This window comes from Chryseobacterium sp. L12 (genome assembly GCF_056133985.1).
The window spans coordinates 40710-66057 of record NZ_JBVYOF010000033.1; the positions used below are offsets into that span (position 1 = coordinate 40710).

The 25348-nt window shown below is 34.6% G+C and carries 28 protein-coding genes; 16 read left to right on the top strand and 12 right to left on the bottom strand.

The features are described from left to right. Positions 1-24: 24 nt before the first annotated feature. The 6 genes from AC0NBN_RS15980 to AC0NBN_RS16005 form a co-directional block, all read right to left on the bottom strand. The gene (locus AC0NBN_RS15980; protein ID WP_143885162.1) at positions 25-861 is read right to left on the bottom strand and encodes an energy transducer TonB; all 837 of its coding nucleotides are present in this window, start codon (positions 859-861) and stop codon (positions 25-27) included. A gap of 44 nt (positions 862-905) precedes the next feature. Further along, complete coding sequence (locus AC0NBN_RS15985) at positions 906-1448, bottom strand: ExbD/TolR family protein (RefSeq protein ID WP_143885163.1); 543 nt, start codon at positions 1446-1448, stop codon at positions 906-908. A 12-nt stretch (positions 1449-1460) separates the two neighbouring features. Further along, positions 1461-2069, bottom strand: a complete 609-nt coding sequence (locus AC0NBN_RS15990; RefSeq protein WP_160812985.1) for an ExbD/TolR family protein — start codon at positions 2067-2069, stop codon at positions 1461-1463. A 55-nt stretch (positions 2070-2124) separates the two neighbouring features. Continuing rightward, positions 2125-2988 carry a MotA/TolQ/ExbB proton channel family protein gene (locus AC0NBN_RS15995; protein WP_143885165.1) on the bottom strand — a complete coding sequence of 288 codons (864 nt, stop codon included), beginning with the start codon at positions 2986-2988 and terminating at the stop codon, positions 2125-2127. A gap of 238 nt (positions 2989-3226) precedes the next feature. Further along, a complete protein-coding gene (gene leuS, locus AC0NBN_RS16000) occupies positions 3227-6082 on the bottom strand; it encodes a leucine--tRNA ligase (RefSeq protein WP_160812986.1) in 2856 nt (951 codons plus the stop codon). A 189-nt stretch (positions 6083-6271) separates the two neighbouring features. After that, entirely contained in the window at positions 6272-6742 is a 471-nt protein-coding gene (locus AC0NBN_RS16005; protein ID WP_160812987.1) for a lipocalin-like domain-containing protein, read from the bottom strand. Positions 6743-6886: 144 nt separating this feature from the next. Between AC0NBN_RS16005 and AC0NBN_RS16010 the strand changes: the two genes are divergently transcribed. Both AC0NBN_RS16010 and AC0NBN_RS16015 read left to right on the top strand, forming a co-directional pair. Beyond that, positions 6887-7639, top strand: a complete 753-nt coding sequence (locus tag AC0NBN_RS16010; protein WP_160812988.1) for a glycosyltransferase family 2 protein — start codon at positions 6887-6889, stop codon at positions 7637-7639. Further along, on the top strand, positions 7639-8265 hold the full coding sequence (locus tag AC0NBN_RS16015) for a DEAD/DEAH box helicase family protein (RefSeq protein WP_160812989.1): 627 nt from the start codon (positions 7639-7641) through the stop codon (positions 8263-8265). The genes AC0NBN_RS16010 and AC0NBN_RS16015 overlap by 1 nt, the downstream gene beginning before the upstream one ends. On the opposite strand, the gene AC0NBN_RS16020 is transcribed toward AC0NBN_RS16015, so the two are convergent. From AC0NBN_RS16020 to AC0NBN_RS16040, 5 genes are all read right to left on the bottom strand, one after another. Beyond that, complete coding sequence (locus AC0NBN_RS16020) at positions 8257-9492, bottom strand: glycosyltransferase N-terminal domain-containing protein (protein ID WP_160812990.1); 1236 nt, start codon at positions 9490-9492, stop codon at positions 8257-8259. The genes AC0NBN_RS16015 and AC0NBN_RS16020 overlap by 9 nt on opposite strands. 2 nt (positions 9493-9494) lie before the next feature. Next, on the bottom strand, positions 9495-9965 hold the full coding sequence (locus AC0NBN_RS16025; protein WP_160812991.1) for a DUF1648 domain-containing protein: 471 nt from the start codon (positions 9963-9965) through the stop codon (positions 9495-9497). A gap of 3 nt (positions 9966-9968) precedes the next feature. Then, complete coding sequence (locus AC0NBN_RS16030; protein WP_160812992.1) at positions 9969-10685, bottom strand: C40 family peptidase; 717 nt, start codon at positions 10683-10685, stop codon at positions 9969-9971. A gap of 57 nt (positions 10686-10742) precedes the next feature. Next, a complete protein-coding gene (locus tag AC0NBN_RS16035) occupies positions 10743-11390 on the bottom strand; it encodes an O-methyltransferase (RefSeq protein WP_160812993.1) in 648 nt (215 codons plus the stop codon). A 318-nt stretch (positions 11391-11708) separates the two neighbouring features. Then, entirely contained in the window at positions 11709-12542 is an 834-nt protein-coding gene (locus AC0NBN_RS16040; protein WP_160812994.1) for an OmpA family protein, read from the bottom strand. Positions 12543-12628: 86 nt separating this feature from the next. Between AC0NBN_RS16040 and tilS the strand changes: the two genes are divergently transcribed. The 14 genes from tilS (at position 12629) to AC0NBN_RS16110 (ending at position 24232) form a co-directional block, all read left to right on the top strand. Beyond that, positions 12629-13948, top strand: a complete 1320-nt coding sequence (tilS, locus tag AC0NBN_RS16045; protein ID WP_160812995.1) for a tRNA lysidine(34) synthetase TilS — start codon at positions 12629-12631, stop codon at positions 13946-13948. Continuing rightward, positions 13945-14499, top strand: coding sequence for a sigma-70 family RNA polymerase sigma factor (locus tag AC0NBN_RS16050; protein ID WP_160812996.1), 555 nt, complete (start codon positions 13945-13947; stop codon positions 14497-14499). Before tilS ends, AC0NBN_RS16050 begins: the two co-directional genes overlap by 4 nt. 98 nt (positions 14500-14597) lie before the next feature. Further along, on the top strand, positions 14598-15560 hold the full coding sequence (locus AC0NBN_RS16055) for a redoxin domain-containing protein (protein ID WP_160812997.1): 963 nt from the start codon (positions 14598-14600) through the stop codon (positions 15558-15560). Positions 15561-15702: 142 nt separating this feature from the next. Beyond that, a complete protein-coding gene (locus AC0NBN_RS16060; protein ID WP_160812998.1) occupies positions 15703-16155 on the top strand; it encodes a YHS domain-containing (seleno)protein in 453 nt (150 codons plus the stop codon). A gap of 5 nt (positions 16156-16160) precedes the next feature. Next, positions 16161-16589 carry a DM13 domain-containing protein gene (locus AC0NBN_RS16065; RefSeq protein ID WP_160812999.1) on the top strand — a complete coding sequence of 143 codons (429 nt, stop codon included), beginning with the start codon at positions 16161-16163 and terminating at the stop codon, positions 16587-16589. Between the two features lie 9 nt (positions 16590-16598). Then, entirely contained in the window at positions 16599-16970 is a 372-nt protein-coding gene (locus AC0NBN_RS16070) for a DoxX family protein (RefSeq protein ID WP_160813000.1), read from the top strand. Beyond that, entirely contained in the window at positions 16960-17466 is a 507-nt protein-coding gene (locus AC0NBN_RS16075) for a DinB family protein (RefSeq protein ID WP_160813001.1), read from the top strand. Before AC0NBN_RS16070 ends, AC0NBN_RS16075 begins: the two co-directional genes overlap by 11 nt. Then, positions 17467-18177: an NRDE family protein gene (locus tag AC0NBN_RS16080; protein ID WP_160813002.1), complete on the top strand. Its 711-nt coding sequence runs from the start codon at positions 17467-17469 to the stop codon at positions 18175-18177. It abuts the gene before it with no gap. Next, a complete protein-coding gene (locus AC0NBN_RS16085) occupies positions 18152-19204 on the top strand; it encodes a D-alanine--D-alanine ligase (RefSeq protein WP_474468818.1) in 1053 nt (350 codons plus the stop codon). Before AC0NBN_RS16080 ends, AC0NBN_RS16085 begins: the two co-directional genes overlap by 26 nt. 51 nt (positions 19205-19255) lie before the next feature. Then, positions 19256-21331 carry a cytochrome c biogenesis protein CcdA gene (locus AC0NBN_RS16090; protein WP_160813003.1) on the top strand — a complete coding sequence of 692 codons (2076 nt, stop codon included), beginning with the start codon at positions 19256-19258 and terminating at the stop codon, positions 21329-21331. A gap of 197 nt (positions 21332-21528) precedes the next feature. Continuing rightward, on the top strand, positions 21529-22050 hold the full coding sequence (locus AC0NBN_RS16095) for an ExbD/TolR family protein (protein WP_160813004.1): 522 nt from the start codon (positions 21529-21531) through the stop codon (positions 22048-22050). Between the two features lie 69 nt (positions 22051-22119). Further along, entirely contained in the window at positions 22120-22644 is a 525-nt protein-coding gene (locus AC0NBN_RS16100) for a hypothetical protein (protein ID WP_160813005.1), read from the top strand. A 10-nt stretch (positions 22645-22654) separates the two neighbouring features. Continuing rightward, positions 22655-23437 (top strand): alpha/beta fold hydrolase, encoded by a 783-nt coding sequence (locus AC0NBN_RS16105; RefSeq protein WP_160813006.1) that lies wholly within the window; start codon positions 22655-22657, stop codon positions 23435-23437. Next, positions 23438-24232: a patatin-like phospholipase family protein gene (locus tag AC0NBN_RS16110; RefSeq protein WP_160813007.1), complete on the top strand. Its 795-nt coding sequence runs from the start codon at positions 23438-23440 to the stop codon at positions 24230-24232. It begins immediately after the preceding gene. A gap of 5 nt (positions 24233-24237) precedes the next feature. On the opposite strand, the gene AC0NBN_RS16115 is transcribed toward AC0NBN_RS16110, so the two are convergent. After that, complete coding sequence (locus AC0NBN_RS16115; protein ID WP_143885189.1) at positions 24238-25245, bottom strand: DHH family phosphoesterase; 1008 nt, start codon at positions 25243-25245, stop codon at positions 24238-24240. Between the last annotated feature and the right edge of the window lie 103 nt (positions 25246-25348).

Genomic DNA, 25348 nt, shown 5'->3' on the forward strand with positions numbered 1-25348 from the left:
TTATAATTTGTAATATATACAAAGTTATTCAAAATTCATGGAAACAGGGAATCTGAATCTTGAACGCACAGGTTCTCCATTCACCTTACCGGGATTCCATTTAATCTTAATGCTTTTAACTGCTCGTTCAGCTTCTCTGTTAAAATCAGCATTAGAACCAGTTGCTTTTACTTGAGATAAAGTACCATCTCTTTCTACAACAAAAGTGATCTGAGTTTTTAGAGATCCTTCACCTTCCACAGAACTTGGATCAAAACTATTTTCAAATTTCTTTCTGAAACCAGCTAGTCCTCCACCAGTAAAATCAGCTGCCTGGTCAACCGATTCATATACATCGTTTGTTACCTGAGGTTTTACTTCAGCAGTTGAAGCTTTTGTTCCTGTAGACGGCGGTGGCGGTGGTGGTGTGTAAGCCGGAGCTTTAATACCTTCCTGAGCTACCAAACCAGTTGTTGTTTCTATCTGTTTAGAAATCGGAGGCGGTGGAGTCTCAATTTTAGGAGCTTTTACCGGTTCCGGTACAACATTCTGAATAATCTCAATCTGCTCTTCTTCTTTCGGAGGAGGAGGAGGTGGTGGTTCTTCAGGTTTTACTTCTTCAATGATTGGATCATCTTCTAATATCTCTACCAAATCAGCCTTTACCTCTTGCGGTGGCGGTTCATTCATTTTCTGAATGGTGATATAAATAAAAGGAGTTAAAGCAGCAACCAAGAAAACTGAAGTTCCGATGATAAAAGATTTAGTCAGCAATCTGGAATAATTGAATCTTAAATCATACGCACCGTATTCTTTATTTCTATTTTCAAATACAATCTCGTCTAAGCTAAGATTTTGATTGTAAACATTTTCATCTGCCATTTTCTGCAAATTTTATAATTAAAACTACTTTGTTGTTGGACTTATTAGTTACCAACTTTCTTGTCGTAGATTGCTTTTTCCCAAGGCTTAAGATCAGTTACCCCATATCTTTCACTTTTGGTAATAGCCATTTCGTCAAGAACATCCACAAAGTTTTTATATACCGCATCATCAGTAGGCTTAATAATTACAGTAAATAAATCCTGTTTTTTTGCTCTACTTTTTGCTTGCTTTATTACATTTCTCAACCCTTCTCTGTCAAACGTTGTTTCCTGTAGATTTTCATCATTAAGGGAAGTTTGATCCTGTTGGTGCCAAAAAATTTTATTGTCTTTTCCTAATAAAATTGTTACTGAATTTGATAAATCAATTTCTGTAGGAGGTGGTTTAGGCGCATTTGGATCCGGTTTTGCCGGAAGCCCTAAATCCATAACATTCGGTTTAGAGAATGTGGTTGTGAACATAAAGAAGGTAATCAATAGAAAACCCAAGTCCACCATCGGAGTCATATCAACTCTGGTACTCTGTTTCTTGGAGCGTACCTTGCCGCCTTTGGCGCCTTTTTCCTGTACTTGTACTTCTGCCATTTCTAAATGATATTATTCATTAGGTTTACCTTCTTGTGACGTTATCAACCAAAAGTTTAAGAATTTTATATCTCTTAAACCCTCAAATAGACTTTTAACCTTAGGGTATTCTGTAGTAACGTCTCCTTTTACAGCTAATTTGTAATCCGGATTTACGCTTAAACTTTGTTGTACCCAATCTACTAATTGTCTATTTACACTATCCATAGGAATCCCAGTAGGACTCTTAAAATCTTTCTGCTCATCTTCAGGCAATGCTAAGTAGCTTTTAAGCTGATTCATAGGAACACCTATTGCCTGAACTCTCTGAAATGCTGCCTTTTGAGTATTATCAAAAGTCATATTATATTTTTCACCCATTTTTTCCAACAGCTGTACTCTTTCAGCAGCGTTGTCTACAGGCTGAAAATAAAACTTTCCGTCTGGTGTTGCGTTGATAGTCATCAAACTGGCATCAGGAAGAATTTTCTCAGAGATTGAAGATGGCGGTTTTATCTGCTCCACATCAGGTTTTTTAAACTGAGTGGTCAATATAAAGAACGTAAGTAGAAGAAACGCAACATCGCACATCGCTGTCATGTCGGTTACTACTCCGTGTCTTTTTGGTTTGACTCTCGCCATTATTTTACTTATTTTAAATTGAACTTTATTACTATACTTTTACAATTCCTGAATCTTAGTTGAATTCAGCAAAAGACTGCTGGATGCTCATAGCGATTTCGTCAATCTTATAAGTTAATCCATCGATCTTAGAAGTAAAGAAGTTATAAAGTATAATTGCAATTGCAGAAGTACCAATACCTAAAGCAGTATTAATCAAAGCTTCAGAAATACCAATTGACAACGCTGCTGCATCCGGAGTACCTCCACCAGAACCCAAAGCGAAGAATGCCTTAATCATCCCGATTACAGTTCCCAATAACGCAACTAATGTTGCTACAGTACCTAATGTAGAAAGAATCATCATGTTTTTTTCCAACATTGGCATTTCAAGAGTTGTAGCTTCTTCAATAGCTTTGTTTAAAGCCACCATTTTCTGCTCTTTGTTAAGCGTAGTATCTGTTGATAGAGCTTTATAAGTCGTAAGACCTTCTTTCACAACATTACCTACAGAACCTTCTTGTCTGTCGCACTCTTCTAAAGCCTCGTTGATTTTGTTCTGGTTAAGAAGGCTTCTTACTTTTACAACAAAATTGTCTAAGTTACCTTTACCAGCTGCTTTACCCAGGATAAAGAATCTTTCTAAAGAGAAAACTACTACAGTAATCATAAACAAAACCAAAATGTGAACTACAGGACCTCCCATGTAAATAATTCCCATGAAAGATTCAGGATGTAATTGTTTTGATTCTACATCTGCAAATGCCACAGAAGCTCCACTGATATTAGGATCTGCTTTAAAATTACTTGGGTTACCAAATAAGAATAAGTAAATTGCTAATGCAATTACATAAAGAATTGGTAAAATAATTGCAGGGTTAAGACCTCCTGCTTTTTTAGCAACTACTTGCTCATCACTTTTTGAAACATTCATTTCCATATTTAACTAAATTATATTGTTTTAAATTTTTAAAGTTGTAAAATAAAGGCAAAATTAATTAAAATGCAATAGCATCAAATAAGATTTTACCTTTTTTTGATAAGGATAATTTAATTCGGTTTCGATATTGTAATTAAATTAAAAATAATTATTAATTATTGTCTTAATTGGAAAATACATTAAAAAATTTAAAAAAATAACTATCTAATTTTTTTAAATTATCAATGTTAATTTTTTTTTACATTACAATGTTAACAATTTTTTTTGGGACAATGATCACTTTTTTAGGTAAATTTCCTGCTAAAATATCTTTTGTTTTTTCTTCTGCCATTACAAGATCTTCTATTTCTTTAGGAGATAATGTTGCCGGAAGAGCTAATTTAAACTTCATTTTACCATTAAAACTCACCGGATATTCTATTTCGTCTTCAACTAGATACTCCTCATTCAAAACAGGGAACTTTTCAAACTCTATTGATGACTGATGTCCCAGCAAATTCCATACCTCTTCACAAATATGTGGAGCATACGGAGAGATTATAACGGCTAATGGTTCTAAAATATTGCGTTTGTTGCATTTTATTTTTTGCAATTCGTTTACAGCGATCATAAAAGAAGATACCGAAGTATTGAAAGAGAAGTTTTCAATATCGTAAACGACCTTTTTGATCAAAGTATGTAAAATTTTGTATTCTGCTTTAGTCGGTTCTTCATCAGAAACCGAGAAAGTATCTCCGTCAAAATATAAATTCCAGAATTTTTTAAGGAAACCATAAACTCCACTAAGACCTTGAGTGTTCCAAGGCTTCGATTGTTCCAGCGGTCCTAAGAACATTTCATACAATCTTAAACCGTCTGCTCCGTATTCTTCACAGATATCGTCAGGATTTACCACATTGTATGTCCTCTTAGACATTTTATCAACTTCCCTTTCTGTAATTAATCTTCCATCCTCAAGAATAAATTCTGCATTATTAAATTCAGGTCGCCAAACTTTAAGTTTTTCAACATCAATTTCGTCTGTAGCTCCAATTAGCATTGAAATATCTACAGGAATTCGTTGAGTTTGATATTCACCAGCAAGATTCTTCGACACAATTTTATTAGTTCCATCTATTCTATGAATCAACGCACTCATCCCCAAAATCATTCCCTGATTAATCAACTTTTGGAAAGGCTCATCCTGATTAATATATCCTCTGTCTTTTAAGAACATATTCCAGAAACGGGAATACAGTAAATGCCCAGTTGCGTGTTCGCTTCCTCCGATGTATAAATCCACTTGTCCCCAATAATCTGAAAGTTCTTTATTCGCAAAAACCTCATCATTATTTGGATCCATATATCTTAGGAAATACCATGAACTTCCTGCCCAACCCGGCATTGTAGATAATTCTAAAGGGAATACTGTTTTATCATCAATCAAATCTGTATCAACTACTTTCTGGTTCTTTTCGTCCCATGCAAAAGTTTTTGCATTTCCTAATGGCGGATCTCCATCCTCAGTCGGTAAGTATTTTTCAACTTCTGGAAGTTCCAGAGGCAAAGCAGAAGTCGGTAATGTGTAAGGCATTCCTTCCTTATAATATATAGGAACCGGTTCTCCCCAATATCTTTGTCTTGAGAAAATCGCATCACGTTGTCTGTAATTGGTAGTACCATGGCCGATTGCTTTTTTCTCGATAGCATCAATGATTAATGCCTTTGCTTCATTATAGCTTAATCCGTTTAAGAAATCTGAGTTTACACAGACTGAATCTTTAGAATCAAAAGATTTTTCCTGAATGTCTTCGTCAGTTTCTACAACTTTTTTTATTTCTAAATTGAATTTCTTTGCAAATCTGTGATCACGCTCATCATGCGCAGGAACCGCCATTACCGCACCCGTTCCGTAACCCATTAATACATAATCTGAAATGTAGATCGGCATTTTTTCATTACTGAACGGATTGATTGCATAACTTCCCGTGAAAGCACCTGAAACGTTTTTCACGTCTGCCATTCTATCACGCTCTGTTTTTTTAGAAGTTTCTTCAATATAATTTTCAACCTCAGCTTTTTGTTCGGCAGTCGTAATATTTTCTACTAAAGGATTTTCCGGAGCCAACACCATAAAAGTTGCACCGAAAATAGTATCTGGTCTTGTTGTGAAAACTTCTATATAGTTATTGGTTGTCGGTTGTTGGTTATCGGAATTTTCATCTGACGATTGTAAACCATCAATATTAAATTTCACTTGTGCGCCTTGAGATTTCCCTATCCAGTATTCCTGAGAATCTTTCAATGGTTGTGGCCAGTCAAGAGTTTTCAAACCCTGCAATAATCTTTCAGAGTAAGCAGAAATTCTCATGCTCCACTGCATCATTTTCTTTTGGAAAACAGGAAAACCTCCTCTTTCAGATTTTCCGTCTTTCACTTCGTCATTTGCCAGAACAGTTCCTAATGCAGGACACCAGTTCACAGTTGTTTCTGCCCGGTAAGCCAAGCGGTAATTTAAAAGAATATCTTCTTTATCAATTTCAGAAGCTGCATTCCACTCTTCAGCCGTAAAATTTAATTCATCATTCTGATTGGCATTTAACCCTTCCGTTCCTTTTTCTTCGAAATGTTTGATTAAAGATGAAATTGGTTCGGCTTTATCGGTAGCTTTATTATACCATGAATGAAACAATTCAATAAAAATCCACTGTGTCCATTTATAATAAGAAGGATCAGAAGTTCTTACTTCTCTGCTCCAGTCGAAAGAAAAACCAATTTTTCTAAGCTGCTCTTCGTATCTCGTAATGTTTTGCTCTGTTGTAATCGCAGGATGCTGCCCTGTCTGAATTGCATATTGCTCAGCAGGAAGCCCGAAGCTGTCATATCCAACCGGATGAAGCACATTGAAACCCTGATGTCTTTTGTATCGCGCATAGATATCAGAAGCAATATAACCAAGTGGATGCCCCACATGAAGTCCCGCTCCGGATGGATACGGAAACATATCAAGAACATAAAATTTAGGTTTGTCTGTGTTGTCGGAAGTTTTGTAGGTTTGATTTTTCTCCCAGTATTTCTGCCACTTTTTTTCTATCTGCTGATGATCGTAAAACACTTTTTTATAATAGATGTTAGATGTTAGACTTTAGAAATTAGATTTAATTTTTATCATTAATTCCATTCTAATTTTCACAAAAATAATGATTTTAAAAGAAATGGAAATAGAATTAAAATTAAATACTAAGATTAGCATAAAAAAATCCCGCTGGAAAAACGGGATGATATAGCTGAGTATCTTAATATATTAAGGTACAATTCTTTTAAAAGTATATGTTGTAGATTTATAAACTGTAGGATCTGTTGTATCTTCAAACTTAAGATTCATGGTTTGGGCGTCCAGTAAAATAATTTTAGCTCTTTCTACAACTACTGTTCCCTGATATTTTACTTCCAGATCTTTGGTTGATGGATTATATACGTATGAAAAATTGCGTTGGGAAATTGTGCTGCATGTAGGAGTGGAACCCGCCAAATCTTTATTGGTTCTTTGTCCCGAAGAATTTTCATTAAAAACCCATCTTGATTCTTTCTGGCAGTCTGTATATGCAATTTCATCTGAAAATCCTGCATTGTCAGCAGGAACCTGCGTTCTCACTTCCTTGGTAGGAGACCACGTTCCTACAAGGGGAAATACCTGCTCTGGAGTTTCGTCATCATTACATCCCGTAAAAGCTAATAATGATAATCCGGCAAATATTAAGGCTAATTTCTTCATAGATCTAATTTTTCAAGGCTTAAAATTATGACTTTTTTTAAAAATCACCTCATTTTTTTTACATTTTGAAAGTATAATTTGTAAATTATTGAAAATATCTACCCAACAGTGCCAATTCAAAGCCTTATATTTGCAAAAAAACACATGGCGGAAGTTTCTATCATTACACCTTGTTACAACTCTTCCCAATTTTTGGAAGAAACGATCAAATCTGTTCTGAATCAAACTTTTACCGACTGGGAATGGATCATTACCGACGATCAGTCTACCGATAATTCTGTGGAAATTATTCAAAAAATTTCTGATCCCAGAATACAGCTTATCATTGCCGAAAAAAACGGAGGTGCAGGACATGCAAGAAATATTTCGCTAAAAAAAGCAAAAGGAAGGTTTATTACTTTTCTGGATGCCGACGATTTCTGGGAAAAAAACTTTCTGGAAGAAATGGTGGCTTTTATGAAAAAGCATAATGCCGAAATTGCCTATTCCAATTATGCCAGATGTGACGAAAATCTGATTCCGAAAATTGAAGACTTTAAAGCAGATAAAGAAGTTACCTTCAATAATTTATTAAAAACGTGCAGACTTTCTTTACTTTCGTCTATGTATGATTCTCAAAGAGTGGGAAAAGAGTTTTTCCCGGAAGGCAGCAAACGCGAAGATCATGTGATGTGGCTCAACCTGCTGAAAAAAATTCCGGTCGGAAAACCTCTGCCAAAAACCATGGCAAAATACCGAATGCACCCCACAAGTATTTCAAGAAGAAAACAGAATATTGTGAAAGATCAATATCTTGTTTATAAGGATTTTATGAAGTTTTCTACATTAAAATCGCTGTACTATACTGCAAATTGGGCTCTGAACGGATTTATGAAATATTCAAAAATATTTAACTGATGGAATATTCCAAAGAATTTAAAATTGCACTGAGCCAGCTTTCCGGCGTAGAAAAAGACCGCCTGATTTTCAGATTGCTGAAAAAAGATAAAATTCTCTCAAAAAAATTATACTTTGAACTGATAGATGAGGAAACCGCTGATCAAAAGCGGGATCAAATGGAAGAAACCGTGAAAGAAAAAGTGGAATACGCTGCTAAATATCTCAGCAACCAAAAATATTTCCTTATTCTGATCAGAAAAATCAGTGCAGAAATTACAGAACACGTAAAGGTAACATCTGACAAGTTTGGTGACGTTTCTCTTAATCTTGTCTTAGTAACCGAAATCTTAAAATTTAATGATAAACTCAGCCGGTTGAGATTTAATGATGTTTACAAACTATATCTTTACCTCATTAATAAAGTGGTAAAAGCTTTACTTTTAACGAAAAAACTAGACGAAGACTACTGGATGGAAATTGACGACTATCTTTCCACAGTTTATCATAAAATTACCGGCAATATTTATCTTGAAAAACTTTTCATCAACAACGGTATAGATCTCAACTGGATGAATGTTGAAAGAATTCCGGAGCATTTTGACCTCATCATAAAAGATATTAAGAGCAAGGGATTTTTAAAGTGATAATATTTTATTAATTATCAATATTGTGGAATCAGGTTTTTCGCCAACAAATCTTTCTGCGTTTTCAGATATTTCTTTTAGCTGTTTTTCATTCTTCAGCAGATCTGATACAAATTCAGCAGCAGATTTTTCATCAACGAAAGCTCTTCCTCCAGTTGCTGAGATCAAATCATCTGCTTCAGGATTTTTTTTGTATTGATTCCCGAAAATTACCGGAACACCAAAAGTTGCCGCTTCTAAAATATTATGGAGACCTGCATTATGAAAACCGCCTCCTACAACTGCAATATCTGCATAGGAATACAGCTTTGAAAGCAGACCAATGCTGTCGATGATAAGAGTTTGAGAGTTTGAGAGTTTGAGAGTTTGAGAGTTTAGGTTACTGTAGAGAATTGCATCTGGAAAAATTTCTTTTAAGTTTTCTACTCTTTTTAAATCGTGTGGAGCAATGATGAGCTTAACATCATTGTTTTCAAGGTAAATCATTTGGGCAATTCTCTCTTCTGCCTGCCACGAACTTCCAAAGACAACTGTTTTTTTGCCTGAAATAAAGTCTTCAACAAAGTCTACATGATTATCCCTAATTTTCAATTGTTTTACTCTATCAAAACGCGTATCCCCACTCACCGAAGAATTTAGTAGACCAATACTTTTAGCCAAAACATAAGATTGCTGTGTCTGATGAAAAAACCAGGTAATATTTCTTTTGAGCTGTTGCGTAAACCATTTTCCATACGTAGCAAAAAAAGACTGATTTTCATAAAACAATGCAGAAATCACAAATGTCTTTACCTTTCTGTTTTTAAGTTCGGCTAAAAGATGATACCAGTAATCATACTTTACGGTAAAGAAGATTTCACAATCAAACTGAGATAAAAATTCACTAACCGTTTTCTTGCGGTCAAAAGGAAGATAACAGACAACATCTGCAATGTGCTTTTTTTTCACTACATTTTCATAACCTGAAGGAGAGAAAAAAGTAATCAGAATTTTATGATATGGAAAGTTTTCTTTCAATTTTTCCAAAACAGGCAATCCTTGCTCATACTCTCCTAAACTGGCAGCGTGCATCCAAATGATTTTATCTGATGATAAAATTTTTTCCTGAACTTTTTTCAAAGAATGTTTTCTACCTTCAACGCCTTTTTTAGTTTTATCATTAAACAATGACAAAAACTTCATTCCGAAAATGAGAAGATGAATAAATATGTTGTAAAGAAAACTCAATATTAGGCTTTTGATGTTTCGGATTTACTTTCTTTGATCATTTTATAAATATGGATGCTTATTACAATGAAGACAAGTGCTAATAAAATAAAAACAGCTCTGCTCATTTCCTGCAGTTTACCCTGTGCAATAAGAGTACTTTCGACAACGGTATCTGCCAACAAAAGCAAAATCGGCAGCAATGTACTGTTTGCAAAAAATTTCAGACTTTCTTTATTTCTATAGCTATTGGGAACATTGAGCATTGGGGAATCAGGATTTCTCGAAATGCCGACCAAAAGTAAAAACAAAAATGTAGTAATTACCGGCAAAATCCAGATTGCTTTTTTTTCGCTCTCACCATCTACACTACCATTTATTGCAAAATGGGAAGGAACTATTTCAGGTAAATCTGAATAATTTATTCCTACAAAAATCCAGATAAAAATAAGCAGAACAATATTAATCGTTAATAACAGAGACGAAATTTTCATTGTTTAAATGACACTTTTAATAACTCTCAGTTTATGGGTATGTTTATTAAGTTCTTTATTGAAAATTCCGCTGGAATCAAGTGTATCAATTCGCACTTTTCCTGATGCATGAATGATTTTCTGATTGTCAAGCATAATTCCTACATGAATAATTTTTCCGTCAGAATTTTCAAAAAACGCCAGATCTCCCGGCTGACTTTCTTCTACAAAACTGAGCAATTCTCCTACTTCAGCCTGTTGATAAGCATCACGTGGAAGTTTTATATTATGAATTTTGTATACCAACTGTGTAAAGCCGGAGCAGTCTACTGCAAAAAAACTTTTGCCGCCCCACAAATAAGGAATATTGAGAAACTCTTTTGCCGTTAATGCAATACTTTCTCTCACATCATGGCTTCTGCGGGAAGCTACAGCAGGATATTCAACTTCTGAACCCATGGATAAAAGTGTTTTTCCATCATTGGTCATTATTGACGCAAAATCTTCTGTAATAATGGTTGTCTTTCTATTCGCAAGATATTCATCAGAAACAGGCTTAATCTGTTTAGTATCCATCCAGCCTTCGTAGCCGTCATAGTGCATTTTTATTTTGGTCCAGTTTTTATTGACCTCCAAAATATCAGCACTTTCACCGAACAAAATTTCTGTAACAATTTCAGATTTATCCGAATTTTCCGCCCGTACGGGTGCTACTGTTACAATACAAATTCCTTTATTCATTTATATTTTAATTAAAAGATTAAGGCTCAGGTAAAAAAACTCAATTTCAGCCTCAAATTATTTTCTTCTAAGAAAGTTTACTCCGTCTCGCAAAGGTAGAATAAGATTTTCAAAATCTTCATCTTTTGCAATCAAATCATTGAGCTCTTTTATCGCCTGTGTAGATTTTTGTTTAGGATTTTCTTCTAAAACCTTCCCGTACCATAATACATTATCAAACATAACTACAGAACCTGATTTTGTTCTTGGCTTGATTAATCTGAAATATTCTGCATAATTCTCTTTATCAGCATCTACAAAAATAAGATCAAAAAAATCCTCGGAGTTTTTTAAAAACTCTTTAGCATCATTAATTTTAAAATCAATCTGCTGAGAAAATTTACTTTCGGCAAAATATTTTTTGGGAAGATAAGCCAAATCCTCATTTACATCCAGTGTAGTAATTTTTCCATGATCTGGCAAACCTTCCGCCAGACAAAGAGTAGCATATCCTGTAAAAGTTCCTATTTCCAAAATCTTTTCAGGATTCAGCATTTTGGAAATCATGGTAAGAAGTCGTCCCTGCTGGTAACCTGAAATCATGTGTGGCTGTGTCGTTTTCTGAAAAGTTTCTCTCCTCAGTTTTTTCAGAATATCAGGTTCCGAAGAAGCATGATTTTCCAGATACCGATCCATTTCAGGATTTTTTTCTTCAAAAAAGCTCATGATAGTATTTATTTTTCAAATTTACATTAATTAAAAATATTCTGTTCGTTTAAAAAACAAATAATATCCGTAAAAAAACGGATTGTCCTGCTAAAAAAAACGTTCTACATTTGCCATATTGCAACGTCAAAATGAGGTGAAAATGCTATAAAGATGATGAGAAAAAATTTATTGCAAAGATTCTTACTTGCATTACCTTTCTGACGGATTAATTTTTAAAAAGAAACAAGCAGGATTTCTTTTAACTTATTTTTAATTTTAGAAAAGAGAAAATCCCGGAAGCTTCCGGGATTTTTTTATGACTATTTGAAAAATAATTTATTTCTTAGGAGCAATATCCATCAATTTCATAAACTCATCAAGTTTAGGCATAATGATAATTTCCGTTCTTCTGTTTTCAGCTCTTCCGGAAACACTCATGTTGGTTGCTTTAGGATTGTATTCTGAACGTCCACCAGCTGTAATTCTTGCAGGATCTACTCCAAACTGAGTCTGAAGAACTTTAGCCACTGCTGTACCTCTTAATGCAGAAAGGTCCCAGTTGTCTCTCGGTACATTTGAAGAATTTAAAGGAGAGTTGTCTGTGTTACCCTCAATTAAAACAGAATACTTATCATAATCATTGATAACTTTTGCCACTTTACCTAAAACTTCCTGAGCTGCAGGCAATACATTGTAATCTCCTACTTTGTACAACATTTTATCTGAAAGCGAAATCATTACCACACCTTTAAGAACTTTTACCTGAACATCCTGATCAGCTACATTATCCAAAGATCTCTTCAGCTTGTTTGACAACGCCAGATTAAGACTGTCATTTTTTGCATTAGCAGAAATAAGCTGCTTGATATAAGAATTGGAAGCATTAATCTCACCCACTAACTTATCAATATTTGCAGAACTTTTCCCTGTGTTTGAAAGACAAGCATCCAATGATGATTTTAGAGCATCATGCTGACTTTTTAATAAGTTATTTTCTGCCATCAAACTAGAATTCTGACCTTTCAGATCCTGAATTTCTCTTTGTCTTTCACCGATATTTTCAATACACTGTTTGTAATTTCCGCTTAAAGCGTCATACTGCTTTTTACTTACACAAGATGTCATTCCCAACACCACTGCCGAAGCCGCTAAAATTTTAAAAATCTTCATAAATAAACTTTTTTAAACGTTTCAAAGGTAACAAAATTCAATTTAATAATAAGGATTATCTTTGCTTAAAGAAAATCCTAAGCTCTATGCTTACACAATTATCGTTCCAAAATCAGCTTCAGAAGCTCATAAAAAATCCAGAGAAAAAAACCTATCTTTTAGCTGTGAGCGGAGGAGCAGATTCTATGGTTTTGGTATACCTGTTTAATGCGTTACGAATTTCAGGCAGCTCATTTCAGGTGGCTCATGTCAATTATAAACTGCGCGGAGAAGATTCTGATCTTGACCAAAAAACGATAGAAGATTTCTGCAGGCAAAATAATATTAAATTTCATTTATATGAGGTTTCAGAGAAAGATCAAAAACCTGAAAATTCTATTCAGCTTTGGGCGAGAGAATTGAGATATAATTTTTTCAAACACATTCAGGAACAGGAAAATCTTGATTTTCTGGTAACTGCACATCATCTGAATGATCAGCTGGAAACATTTATTATTAATTTATCCAAAGCTTCAGGAATAAGTGGTCTGAGCGGAATTCCGGCAAGTAACAATCATATTATCAGACCACTTTTAAATTTTACAAAAGAAGAAATTTATGATTTTGCCGAAGAACATACAATCGAATTCCGTGAAGATCTTTCCAACAAAAAAAGTGATTATTTAAGGAATAAAATCAGAAATGAAATTGTGCCGAAACTTTTGGAAACAAACGATCATTTTCTGGAAAACTTCCAAAAATCATTGTTGTATCTTAATCAAACTAAAGATTTTGTTCAGCAGCAGATTGAAAAAATTGAAGATGAAATATGGATTTCAAAAAACGAAAATATAATTTTAGATAAAGAAAAACTTCGTCAGGAGGGTGATTTGGTGAAATTTGAAATCCTGAAAAAATATGGTTTTAACAAGAGTGAAGAAATTCAGAAAATTTTCACCGCAGAAACCGGAAGCTCTTTTTATTCTTCAGATTATCAATTAATCATTAATAGAAACGAATTAATCTTTAAAGAATTAAACAAGAAAACAGAAATCATAGAAGAAGAATTAATTATAATTCAATCATTTGATTTTAACGAAAACACAACTGAAATTAATATTTCGGAAAGGACAGGTTCAGCTCAGGAAATGAAAAAAACATTTCAATGGGAATTTGATGCAGAAAAACTTACTTTTCCATTAAAACTACGCAGAAAAAAAGAAGGTGATTGTTTTTATCCTATCGGAATGATAGGTAAAAAGAAAGTTTCTAAATTTTTTAGAGATGAAAAATTATCTATTTTAGCTAAAGAAAAAGTCTGGCTTTTAACGGATGGAAATGATGCTGTTTTAGGTGTAATTCCATTGCGACAGGATAAAAGATATATTCTGACAGAAAAAACACAAAAAGTTCTTAGAATTGTATGAATAAAAGAGCAACCAATTCCTTAGCGATAGAAGATTTCCAAAAAGATAACAATGTTGCTTTTGGTGTTCTCTATCAAAAATATTTCGGCTACACGCGTAAGTTTGTTCTTGGAAACAAAGGAAATCTGGAAGATGCGGAAGATGTTTTTCAGGATGCTTTGATTATTCTTTACGAAAAACTGTATGATGACGATTTCAAAGCCTACACCTGTCTCGCTAATTACGTCACAGGAATTTCTAAAAACCTGTGGCTGAAAAAACTCCGCAACCGAAACTTTTTTGTGGAAATGCACGAAAGCTATTATTTTGAAAACAAAGAAGAAATCAACCAGGCGATAGAAAACGAAAGAGATTATTATGATAAACTTAATGACTACATCAACAAAATTTCTTCCCATTGCCAAACGCTCATCCACGATATTTTTATGAAGAATAAAAATATGGATGAAATTCAGAAAAAATATAAATATTCCAGCAAGCATAATGCGCAGAATCAGAAGCATAAATGTGTAGAACAGATTAGAAAAATTAAAAAAGAGGATAATTTTTAAGCTGATTATCAATATTTTAAATAAAATTTTCAAAAAATCACCTTTTCATTGGGTGATTTTTTTTGTTTTTGGGAACTTCTATATAAATACTTTATCTTATGTTAACAAAAGCAATTTATACGTTCCTTTTTCTAATTGCCATTTCCTTCAATGCGCAAAGCAAAACCGGAATCAATTTTCAGACTAAAAATTTAGACGAAGCCAAAAAACTGGCAAAACAGGAAAACAAACTCATCTTCATCGACCTTTACACCACTTGGTGCGGTCCGTGCAAACTGATGAAAAAAAACACATTTCCTGATGCTGATTTGGGAGAATTTTTCAATAAAAATTTCATCAGTCTTTATATTGATGCCGAAAAAGAAGGAACAGAACTCGCCAAAAAGTTCAAAATCGTCAATTATCCGTCTTTCTTATTTTTGGATGAAAACGGCGAACTGGTGCAATACGATTACGGATATTACAACGCCAAACAATTTCTTACGGTCGGACAATCGGTTTTGGAAAAGAGAAATCCCGACAAAAAAACGCCAACATTAGACGAAGTGAAGGGCAAAATAGTGGGCGAAACCATTCCTAATTTTACAGCGAAAGACCAGTTTGATAAAACATTTTCTCTGTCTCAGGAAAAAAAGAAAACGGTGTTGGTTTTCATTCGTGGACAATGGTGTCCGTATTGTAACAAATACATCGAAAGCCTCCAGAATCTTGCTCCCGAATTACAATCCAAAAACACAAAACTGGTCATCATTTCTCCCGAAAAACCAGAATTTATCGCAAAAACGGTCGATAAAACCAAAACCTCTTATTCTGTTTTGTTTGATGAAAATTACACAATCGCCGAACTTTTTGATGTGCTTTACACACCAGAAAAGAAAACAACCGATTTCTACGAAAAACATTTGGGAGACGATTTCAAGAAAAGCCGTTCCGATGAGTCTGGAAGATTGCCCGTTTCTGCGACCTATATTTTAGACGAAAATCAAAAAATTATCTGGCGACATTTCAGTCCCGATTACAAAGAAAGAGCTTCTTTGGAAGATATTCTAAAACAACTTTAAATTTTTTATGGCAGCTTTTCCGCCCTCCACTCCCGCTTTTTTGCAAATTTTCCACCGCTTTTCCTTCTCAAAAATTTGCAAAAAGAGCTCCGTTCAGGTCAGGCTGCAACATCCGCATAACAACACATTAATCGTTAAAATTATGAAAAATCACATCACACTCATTGTTCTCTTTCTGTTTCCTTTTTTTGCATTCTCACAAAAAAACGAACACCGAAATTTAGACAACAAACTCGCCATTCAGGGGTACGATCCTGTTGCATACATCGAACAGAAAAAAGCCGTAAAAGGCAAAAAAGAATTTGCGGTAAACGTAAACGGAGCCATTTATTACACTTCTTCTGCAAAAAACAAAGAACTTCTTGCAAAAAATCCTTCCAAATACGAACCGGTTTACGGTGGTTGGTGCGCTTTTGCATTGGGAGATTATGGCGAAAAAGTGGAAATCAACCCGACCACTTTTAAAATCATTGACGGAAAAACACACCTGTTCTACAATAAATTTTTCAACAATACGCTGACTTCTTGGAATAAAAACGAAGCCAAACTGAAAAAACAAGCCGATGTGAATTGGAAAAAATTAACTTCAAAATAAAAGCAATGAAAACATTTATTACATTACTATTATCATCCCTGTTTTTAGTTTCCTGCATCAGAGAAAATACTTCTACGGAAGACTTGATGGAAATGGCTCCCGAAAATTCGGTCTTAAAATATTCCGGAAATTTTATGCAGGGTCCTTATGGAAATAATGTGAACGGAAAAGCAGAAATCTGCGAGAAAAACGGAACATACACTTTAGTTTTCGACGATAAGTTTACAGTAAGCAATGGTCCGGATTTATACGTTTATGTAAGCAAAGAGCAGCAACCTTCGCAATTTATTTCTTTTGGAAAACTGAAAACGGTAAATGGCGGACAAACTTACACATTCACGAGTACAGTCAATTTTGAGGAATACAAATACGCCGTTGTTCATTGCCGACAATACAACCATTTGTTTTCTTACCCATTGCTTCAAAAACAATAATTTATCACGATGAAAAACTACATCAATTGGGTACTGCGATTAATTCCTGCCATTATTTTATTACAAACTCTATTTTTCAAATTCACAGCACACCCGGATTCGGTTGCCATTTTTTCAAAACTTCACGCAGAACCTTACGGAAGGATTTTTTCCGGAGTTTTAGAACTGATTACTGCCATTTTAATACTGAATCCCAAAACCACTTTTTGGGGCGCCATTTTAGGTTTTTTTACAATGATAGGAGCTATGGTTTCACATTTGCTTATCTTAGGAATTGAGACGAATGATGATGACGGAAAGCTGTTTTATCTTGCAGTGACCGTTATTATTTTCTGTGGAATTCTTGCCATTAAATTCAAAAAAGTAAAGTATGAAAAATGATTCTGTATTTTTAGTTCTGAATACTATTCTGGAAGAGCAGCAACATTTACTGCGAAAAATAACTCCCGAAAATTACACATTTCCTATCGCTTCTCTAGACGGATCTACAGTTGGCGGACATACAAGACACATCATAGAATTTCTGGAAATTTTATTGAATTCCTATTTTACAGATTGTATTAACTATGATGAAAGAAAAAGAAATCTGGAGCTGGAAAGAAATCCTGAAAAAGCCATCGAAGCCATTTCCGGAATTATTTCAGCCATCAATCTGCCCAACAGAAATCTCATTCTGCAACAGAAAATAGGCGAAATTGAGTTGGAGATTCCGACTAACTTTTACCGTGAACTTTTGTATAATATAGAGCATTGTATCCATCATCAGGCGCTGATAAAAGTAGCATGCAACGAAATGAAAATGAGCCAGCTGGTTCATAAAAATTTCGGAGTCGCCCCTTCAACAATTCAATACAGAGAAACTCAAAATTCCAACTAGATGTGTACGGTAACTTATTTTCCGCTGAAAAACAAAATGGTTGTCACTTCTAACCGTGATGAAAAACCCTATCGTTCCGCACAGGAAATCCAATGTGACAAAGGTATTTTCTACCCGAAAGATGCTGCAAAAAACGGAACCTGGTTTGCGGTTACCGAAAATGGAAATGCTATTGTTTTATTGAATGGTGCATTTAAAAATCATCAAAGAGAAACAGAATACCGAAAAAGCAGAGGAATGATTGTTTTGGATTTGATATCAACAAAAAATGTTTTTAAATCTTTAGAATTAATTGATTTACAAAATATTGAACCTTTTACATTGGTGATTTTTCAGAAAAATGAACTGGCAGAATTTCGTTGGGACGGAACTCAAAAACATTTTAAAATATTAGATTCTAATCTTCCATACATCTGGTCATCAGCAACTTTATATGATGATGAAGCTCAGGAAAAAAGAAACGCTATTTTTAAGGAATTTCTGGAAAACGAAACCATCAACGAAGAAAAGATCTGGGATTTTCATCAGCAAAAAACCGATGACTTAGAAAACGGAATTACCATCAAAAGACAAAATACGATACAAACCATCAGTACAACGCAGGTTATCATTGCTGATGAAATTACCCTGAAACATTACGACCGACTGAATTTATCTTCAAAAACTGAAAAAATTTTCCTGAAAAATGAAACTCAAACATCGGCTTCATAAAATTGCACATTGGGAATATTGGTCCACTCCTACCATTTATTTGCCGCTTTTTCCGGTTTGGCTGTATTGCGCTTGGAAAGCAAGAACGCTTTTGTTTTTCCACGGTGCAAATCCTTCGATAAAATACGGAGGAATGGCGATGGAAAGTAAAAAAGAAATCTACGATCTGATTCCCGAAAACTGGATTCCAAAAACCATTTTTGCGTCTTCAGAAATTTCATTTCAGGAAATTTTATCTGAATTAAAATCACAAACCATCAACTTTCCCATTATTGCAAAACCCAATATCGGATTAAAAGGATTAGGCGTTGTTGAAATAAAAAATATTGCAGAATTAGAAAGTTATCATCGAAACAATCGCTATGATTTTTTAATTCAGGAAAAAATTAATTTCCAAAATGAAGTCGGAATTTTTTACCACCGATTTCCAGACCAAAAATCGGGAAAAATCACAGGAATGGTGAAAAAAGAATTTCTCTCGGTAAAAGGAAATGGTAAAAAAACGTTGAGAGAATTGGTAATGGAAAATCCGAGAAGTGCCTTCCAAATCAAAGCCATAGAACAGAAAATGGGAAACGAAATGAAGAAAATAGTTCCTGAAAACGAGGAAATTATTTTGATTCCGTTCGGAAGTCATACAAGAGGAGCAAAATTCTTAGACATTTCAAACGAAATTACAGAAAAATTAGCACAAAAAATAGATGAAATCTGCACCAAAGTAAATGGTTTTTATTTCGGAAGATTAGATGTAATGTTTGAAAATTTGGAACTTCTAAAAGAGGGAAAGAATTTAAAAATCATTGAAATCAACGGCGCTAAAAGCGAACCAACGCATATGTACGACCCAAAACATTCCTTGTTTTTTGCGTGGAAAGAAATTACCAAACACTGGAGAATAATGGCAGAAATTAGCCGCAGAAATCATGAAAAAGGGTTGCCTTACCTGAATCTTAAAGAAGGCTTTTTAGCGCTGAAAAATAATTTAGCAATAGAAAAAAAGCTGAGGGAGATTTCTTCGGTTGATTAATCTGCAAAAAACAATTACTTTTGTATCATAGTATTTACATAAAATAAAAATATGAGATTCTCTTCTATTCATAAAATTTCGTTTCTCCTTTTCCTTTTTATTAGTTTTAGTCTTTCTGCACAGATCAAAAACCCCGTAAAATTCAAATTTACAATCAACGAGCTTGGCAATAATCAATACGAAGCTGTTCTGGACGCCACACTTGAAAGCGGATGGCACATCAATTCAAAAGATATTCCCGATGATACGGCAATTCCTACCGAAGTAAAACTTTCGGGGCAGAACATAGTTCCTGTAGGAAAAGTAATAGAAGTAGGGAAGAAAATTCAGGAATTTTCCGAAGCATTTGGAGGGGAAATTGCGTATTATTCTAAGAATGTTGCTTTTAAGCAAAAATTCAAGCTTAAAGATCCTGCAATAGCAGGTGATGCTGTGGCAGAAATTACATATCAAACTTGTGACGACAGGGTTTGTCTCGCGCCGAACACGTTAGAATTTAATCAAAAAATCACTCCGAAAGGCGCCACTGATGAAGCGGTCACCGAAGAAGAAACAAAGCCTTTAGAAGATTCTGCAGCTGCACAGCTTTTACCAGAAAATCCTACAACTACAGAAATCACATCTACAGAAACACCTAAACTTGATCCGAAACAATTGAAAATTTCTTCAATTGACATTGCCAATCCTTTAACCGACTGCGGAACGGGTTCGTCAAAAATCAGTGAAAATTATTGGACATATCTGTTTTTAGGATTCATCGGAGGTTTAATCGCCTTACTTACACCATGCGTTTTCCCAATGATTCCGCTTACGGTATCTTTCTTTACCAAAGGAAACAAAAATCCGGCAAAAGGAAAAAGAGACGCAATCATTTACGGATTTTTCATTTTACTGATTTTTGTTTTATTAAGTGTTCCTTTTCATTTAATCGACGGAATTGCAGGGAATATTTTCAATGAAATTTCCACCAATGTATGGCTGAATATCGTATTCTTCCTGATCTTCATATTTTTTGCCGGAAGTTTTTTCGGATACTATGACATTACACTGCCAAGTTCTATTGCCAACAAATCTTCAAAAGCTGAAGAAGCAGGCGGAATGATTGGTATTTTCTTCATGGCTTTGACCCTCGTTATCGTTTCATTTTCATGTACAGGTCCTATTTTAGGGAGTTTATTGGGAAGTGCAATTACGGGTTCGGCAAATGTTCCGATGCTGCTGACTTTTGCTTTGGCAGGTTTTGGATTGGCTTGGGCAATTGTTTTCGGATTATTGGCATTATTTCCACAGGCTTTACAGAGTTTACCAAAATCCGGCGGCTGGATGAATACCGTGAAAGTAGTTTTAGGATTCGTAGAATTGGCTTTAGCTTTAAAATTCTTATCAAAAGCTGATTTGGTTTCTAAAACCTTCATGATCAAAAGAGAACTTTTTATTGCGATCTGGATTATCATTGCGATAGGATTGGTTATTTATTTATTCGGATTGATACGATTTCCGCATGATGATAAAAAACCTAAAATTTCTACGACACGAAAGTTTATCGGGGTTTTAGGAATTGGTTTTGTAATTTATCTGATTCAGGGGTTAATTCCTGCAGAAAGACCAAAACTGCAATTACTGAGCGGAATTTTACCTCCGTTAAATGTCAGCTATTTCCACAATGAAAATGACGGAATTTTGGGAATGAAGCCTGAACATGATTTTTTTAATGCCATAGAATTAGCCAAGAAAGAAAATAAGCCAATTTTAATAGACTTTACGGGTTACGGTTGTGAAAACTGCCGGAAAATGGAAGAGTTCGTATGGAGCGAGCCGGATATCTTACCTATTCTTCAAAATGATGTTGTGCTGGCTTCTCTTTATGTCGACGACAAAGAAGAGCTTCCTGAAAATCAGAAAACCAAAATTGATTTGGGAGACGGACAGGTAAAAAAAGTAAAAACCATTGGTGACCGATGGAGCCTGTTTCAGACGGCTAATTTCAACAACAATTCCCAGCCGCATTACGTGCTTTTGACTCCTGATGGAAAAGTGATCAATAATCCTGTATCCGGATATATGGAAAAAGAAAAATTTAAAAAATTCCTTGAATGCGGAGTTAATTATTACAAGAACAAAAAATAAAATTTCTTTATTTACAAAAATCACAGCCTTATCAGACAATTGATAAGGCTTTTTCAATTTTATGCCGAATTTATTTTATAAAATTCAATAAAATCATTTATTTAACATTTAAAATAAAATTTAGGTATAAACTTTGCTCCCAATTCAGATGAAACTGAGTTTTATCAAAAATTTATTAACATTAAAAAAACTGAATTATGGCTGAAATTATTGCCCAAGAAAAGCAAGGCGGAAAATCCCGCCAAAGAAAGAAAAGAATCGGTATAGACATGACTCCGATGGTAGATTTAGGTTTTCTCCTGATTACTTTTTTCATGTTTACTACCAATTTTACAAAGCCCAATGTGATGGATCTTGGCTTGCCCGCAAAAGGTCCTGTTGAATCGACCAATGTAATTGGTGATAAAAATCAAATCACTTTTATTATCGGTAAAAACAACCGTATTTTTTATCATCAAAGCAATGAAAAGGACATTGAAAAATCAGGTTTAACAGAAACCGATTATAATGGCATCAAGGTTGCCAAAATCATTTCTCAGGCGTATGAAAATGCTCCGAAAAAAGAAATTTTCACCATTATTGTTAAACCCACCGATGAAGCTAATTACAAAAATTTTGTGGATATGATGGATAATATTTCGCTCGCAAAAAAAGACCGCTACGGAATTGCCGACATCAAACACTGGGAAAAGAAAGTGTATGAAGACATGATAAAATAAAATTAACCGGAGCATTTTTCAGAATGCTCTTTTTTTATTTAAATTTGAGAATAAAATTTTTAATCCTGAATGAAAAAAATAATATTTCCTCTATTTGTTCTAACCATTGGTTTTTCATGTTCAAAAAAAAGTCCGGACGAAAATACACATCAACAAAAAGACAGCCTTAAAATTGCTGATTCAGTGAATCTGGCAAAGCGTAACGACAGCATAAAAACTCTCAACAGCAAAAACCGCTTCAAAGACTTTAGCGGAAATCACCGTTTCACCTACGAAACTCAGGCATTCAACACCATTTCGGGTACCGTAACTTTTGATAAAATTGAAGGAGAAAGAGATAATTATAATCTGTCAGGAAGTATAAAATCGGGAGAAAACTCGGTTAATATCAAAGGTTTTGTTCAGGTTGTTTCGCCAAAACACATGAATTTCACAGGAGAAATTACACAAAAGATTTCGGTGAATGACAATGGCAAACCTTACACCCGAAAAGGTACTAAAACATTCATGTCTAAAAACGGAGGCAAAACTTATCGTCTACAGGATATGGTAAACGGTTCGGGATTTGTAGACTACATTGACATTCACTTTTAAATTGTAACTCATGCTCAATTCTGAAAAAAAAGGAGAAGGAAAAGAAACCCTCGTTTTACTTCATGGTTTTATGGAAAATATTTCTATCTGGAATGATCTGGAAAAAAAGCTTTCCAAAGATTTTACTTTGGTTAAAATAGACCTTCCTGGACACGGAAAGTCTGAAACCATCTCAGAAGTCCACACTATGGAGCTAATGGCAGATGAGGTAAAAAAAGTTCTGGATCAGGAAAAAATAAAAAATTTTCATCTTCTGGGACACTCAATGGGAGGATATGTTTCCCTTGCATTTGCTGAAAAGTTTCCTCAAGACCTGAAAACTTTAACTTTGTTTTTCTCAACTTTTTTAGCAGATGATGAAGAAAAAAAAGAGCAGCGCAGAAAAAGCTACCGCATTATAAAAGATGCTTTCACACATTATGCAAAAGCGGGAATTCCTAATTTATTTAATCCCAATGAAAGAGATGTTCTTGAAGGCAAAATAGAAACCGCTCTTGAAGTCGCCCTTTCTACGAATAATCTCGGAGCTTTAGCCTGTGTAAAAGGAATGGTAGAAAGACCTGAAAGAAAACATATTCTGGAAAAGCTTGATTCTAAAATTCTGGTTATTGCCGGCAAGCATGACAATGCAGTAAAAACCGAAACCATGATTAAAAATCTTCCGGACAGAACCAATATCAAATCCTATATTCTGGATTGCGGACATAATGGTCATTGGGAAAAGCCATCAATCTGTGCCGAAATCATCAATACAGAGCTTCTTCATCATCTACCGAAAAAATTTGTTCTGTAAATGGGAATATTCTCTTTCAAAAAAAAGAAACCGGTTATCGGTCTTACTTTATCAGGTGGCGGAATGCGCGGAATTGCCCATATCGCTGTTCTCAAAGCTCTGGAAGAATATAACCTGAAGCCTCATATTATTTCAGGAACAAGTGCTGGTTCTATTGTTGCCGCATTTTATTCGTTGGGTAAAACACCTGACGAAATGTTTGAAATCGTAAAACAGACTACTTTTTTTTCCCGATCTTATCTGAAGCTTTCAAAAAACGGAATTTTCAGTTCAAAATTTATCCTGAAACTTTTTACAGATCATTTTCCCGAAGACGATTTCAAAGTATTGAAAATACCCGTCTATATTGCTGCTACGGAAATGACGCATGGGATTGTAGATTTTTTCTCGAAAGGAGAACTGTTTGCTCCGCTTCTGGCTTCATCCAGTGTTCCTTTTGTATTGCCGCCTGTAAAAATCGGACAAAAAATCTATGTTGACGGTGGTGTTTTAGACAATCTTCCTATAGAACCCATTATTGATAAATGCGATTTTCTGATTGGCTCACATGTAAATTCAATCAGCTATGACAAACTTGAAAACATGAGCCTGATGAAAGAATTTGACCGGATTCTGCATCTTGCCATCGCGAAATCTGTTTACTCTAAAGCTAAATCCTGCGATATATTTCTGGATCCTCCAAAAATGACCAAATTCAGTCTTTTTAATAAAAAATTTCTGGATGTAATGTTTCAGGAAGTTTTTGAATATACATGTAAGGAACTCGAAGAAAAAGGCTATAAACATGTTTCCTAAATCAACTATAAACTTTCTTCGGCTTCTATTTTCTCTTTAAAGGTTTCAATAGTATCCATTAAATTTTCGTGAGATTTACCTCCTGCTGCATTGATGTGACCGCCGCCGTTAAAATACTTTCTCGAAAACTGATTAACATCCATATCATCTTTGCTTCTGAAAGATATTTTTATAAAGTCTTCATATAGGTCTTCCATGAAAAAGGCTGCCATTTTCACTCCTAAAATGCTCAAACCGTAATTAACAAAACCTTCTGTATCCCCTTTTTGAAAACCGTACTCCTGTAATTCTTTTCTGGTAAGATATAAAACGGCAACTGTTCCGTTGTTTACCACTTCTATCCTACCCAAAATCAAAGCCAGTAAATGCAGTCGGGAAACCGTATTGGTATCCCATGTGTTTGAAGTAATAACAGAAGGATCAGCTCCTTTCTCAATCAAATTTGCAACAATTCTGTGTGTATCTGCACTTGTTGACCGGAAACGAAATCCACCCGTATCTGTCATTATTCCGGTATACAAGCAGTCTGCAATATCTTTATTGACAAGCTTTTCGTCATCCATGGCTTCAATAAAATGATAAATCATCTGACAGGTTGCCGGAATCACAGTATCAGAATAAACAAAATCAAAATCTTCAGGCTGCTGATGATGATCAATAAGAATTTTTTTTGCTTTTGCTTTCATCAGCCAGTCTCCTAAAAGTCCGATTCTGGAAGGAGAATTAAAATCCAGACAAAAAATAACATCTGCCTCATTAATCAGATCAAAAGCAAATTTCCTTTTATATTCTCCGATCACACTCTTCTTCGCTTCAGGCATCCATTTAAGAAATTTCGGAAAGTCGTTGGGAACGACAACATCTGCCTCAATGCCTTTTGCCTTTAGATAATGTTTCAATCCTAAGCTTGAGCCAATAGCATCACCATCCGGATTATAGTGGGTGAGAATCACAATTTTATTTTCCGGGATAAGAAGTGTGTTGATTTCTAAAAGCTCTGCAGGTGTAAACATTTTCTTTAAATTTGAGTTTCCAAAGATAAAGTTTTTAAAAACAAGAGATGCTGTAACTTAGTAACTTTTACAAATTGATTCTTAGAGCCTGTTTAAAATTAAA

Bases quoted from the DNA above. Each gene is read 5' to 3' on its own strand.
- AC0NBN_RS15980 (WP_143885162.1), bottom strand. From the start codon at position 861: ATGGCAGATGAAAATGTTTACAATCAAAATCTTAGCTTAGACGAGATT.
- AC0NBN_RS15985 (WP_143885163.1), bottom strand. From the start codon at position 1,448: ATGGCAGAAGTACAAGTACAGGAAAAAGGCGCCAAAGGCGGCAAGGTA.
- AC0NBN_RS15990 (WP_160812985.1), bottom strand. From the start codon at position 2,069: ATGGCGAGAGTCAAACCAAAAAGACACGGAGTAGTAACCGACATGACA.
- AC0NBN_RS15995 (WP_143885165.1), bottom strand. From the start codon at position 2,988: ATGGAAATGAATGTTTCAAAAAGTGATGAGCAAGTAGTTGCTAAAAAA.
- AC0NBN_RS16005 (WP_160812987.1), bottom strand. From the start codon at position 6,742: ATGAAGAAATTAGCCTTAATATTTGCCGGATTATCATTATTAGCTTTT.
- AC0NBN_RS16010 (WP_160812988.1), top strand. From the start codon at position 6,887: ATGGCGGAAGTTTCTATCATTACACCTTGTTACAACTCTTCCCAATTT.
- AC0NBN_RS16015 (WP_160812989.1), top strand. From the start codon at position 7,639: ATGGAATATTCCAAAGAATTTAAAATTGCACTGAGCCAGCTTTCCGGC.
- AC0NBN_RS16025 (WP_160812991.1), bottom strand. From the start codon at position 9,965: ATGAAAATTTCGTCTCTGTTATTAACGATTAATATTGTTCTGCTTATT.
- AC0NBN_RS16030 (WP_160812992.1), bottom strand. From the start codon at position 10,685: ATGAATAAAGGAATTTGTATTGTAACAGTAGCACCCGTACGGGCGGAA.
- AC0NBN_RS16035 (WP_160812993.1), bottom strand. From the start codon at position 11,390: ATGAGCTTTTTTGAAGAAAAAAATCCTGAAATGGATCGGTATCTGGAA.
- AC0NBN_RS16040 (WP_160812994.1), bottom strand. From the start codon at position 12,542: ATGAAGATTTTTAAAATTTTAGCGGCTTCGGCAGTGGTGTTGGGAATG.
- tilS (WP_160812995.1), top strand. From the start codon at position 12,629: ATGCTTACACAATTATCGTTCCAAAATCAGCTTCAGAAGCTCATAAAA.
- AC0NBN_RS16050 (WP_160812996.1), top strand. From the start codon at position 13,945: ATGAATAAAAGAGCAACCAATTCCTTAGCGATAGAAGATTTCCAAAAA.
- AC0NBN_RS16055 (WP_160812997.1), top strand. From the start codon at position 14,598: ATGTTAACAAAAGCAATTTATACGTTCCTTTTTCTAATTGCCATTTCC.
- AC0NBN_RS16060 (WP_160812998.1), top strand. From the start codon at position 15,703: ATGAAAAATCACATCACACTCATTGTTCTCTTTCTGTTTCCTTTTTTT.
- AC0NBN_RS16065 (WP_160812999.1), top strand. From the start codon at position 16,161: ATGAAAACATTTATTACATTACTATTATCATCCCTGTTTTTAGTTTCC.
- AC0NBN_RS16070 (WP_160813000.1), top strand. From the start codon at position 16,599: ATGAAAAACTACATCAATTGGGTACTGCGATTAATTCCTGCCATTATT.
- AC0NBN_RS16075 (WP_160813001.1), top strand. From the start codon at position 16,960: ATGAAAAATGATTCTGTATTTTTAGTTCTGAATACTATTCTGGAAGAG.
- AC0NBN_RS16080 (WP_160813002.1), top strand. From the start codon at position 17,467: ATGTGTACGGTAACTTATTTTCCGCTGAAAAACAAAATGGTTGTCACT.
- AC0NBN_RS16085 (WP_474468818.1), top strand. From the start codon at position 18,152: ATGAAACTCAAACATCGGCTTCATAAAATTGCACATTGGGAATATTGG.
- AC0NBN_RS16090 (WP_160813003.1), top strand. From the start codon at position 19,256: ATGAGATTCTCTTCTATTCATAAAATTTCGTTTCTCCTTTTCCTTTTT.
- AC0NBN_RS16095 (WP_160813004.1), top strand. From the start codon at position 21,529: ATGGCTGAAATTATTGCCCAAGAAAAGCAAGGCGGAAAATCCCGCCAA.
- AC0NBN_RS16100 (WP_160813005.1), top strand. From the start codon at position 22,120: ATGAAAAAAATAATATTTCCTCTATTTGTTCTAACCATTGGTTTTTCA.
- AC0NBN_RS16105 (WP_160813006.1), top strand. From the start codon at position 22,655: ATGCTCAATTCTGAAAAAAAAGGAGAAGGAAAAGAAACCCTCGTTTTA.
- AC0NBN_RS16110 (WP_160813007.1), top strand. From the start codon at position 23,438: ATGGGAATATTCTCTTTCAAAAAAAAGAAACCGGTTATCGGTCTTACT.
- AC0NBN_RS16115 (WP_143885189.1), bottom strand. From the start codon at position 25,245: ATGTTTACACCTGCAGAGCTTTTAGAAATCAACACACTTCTTATCCCG.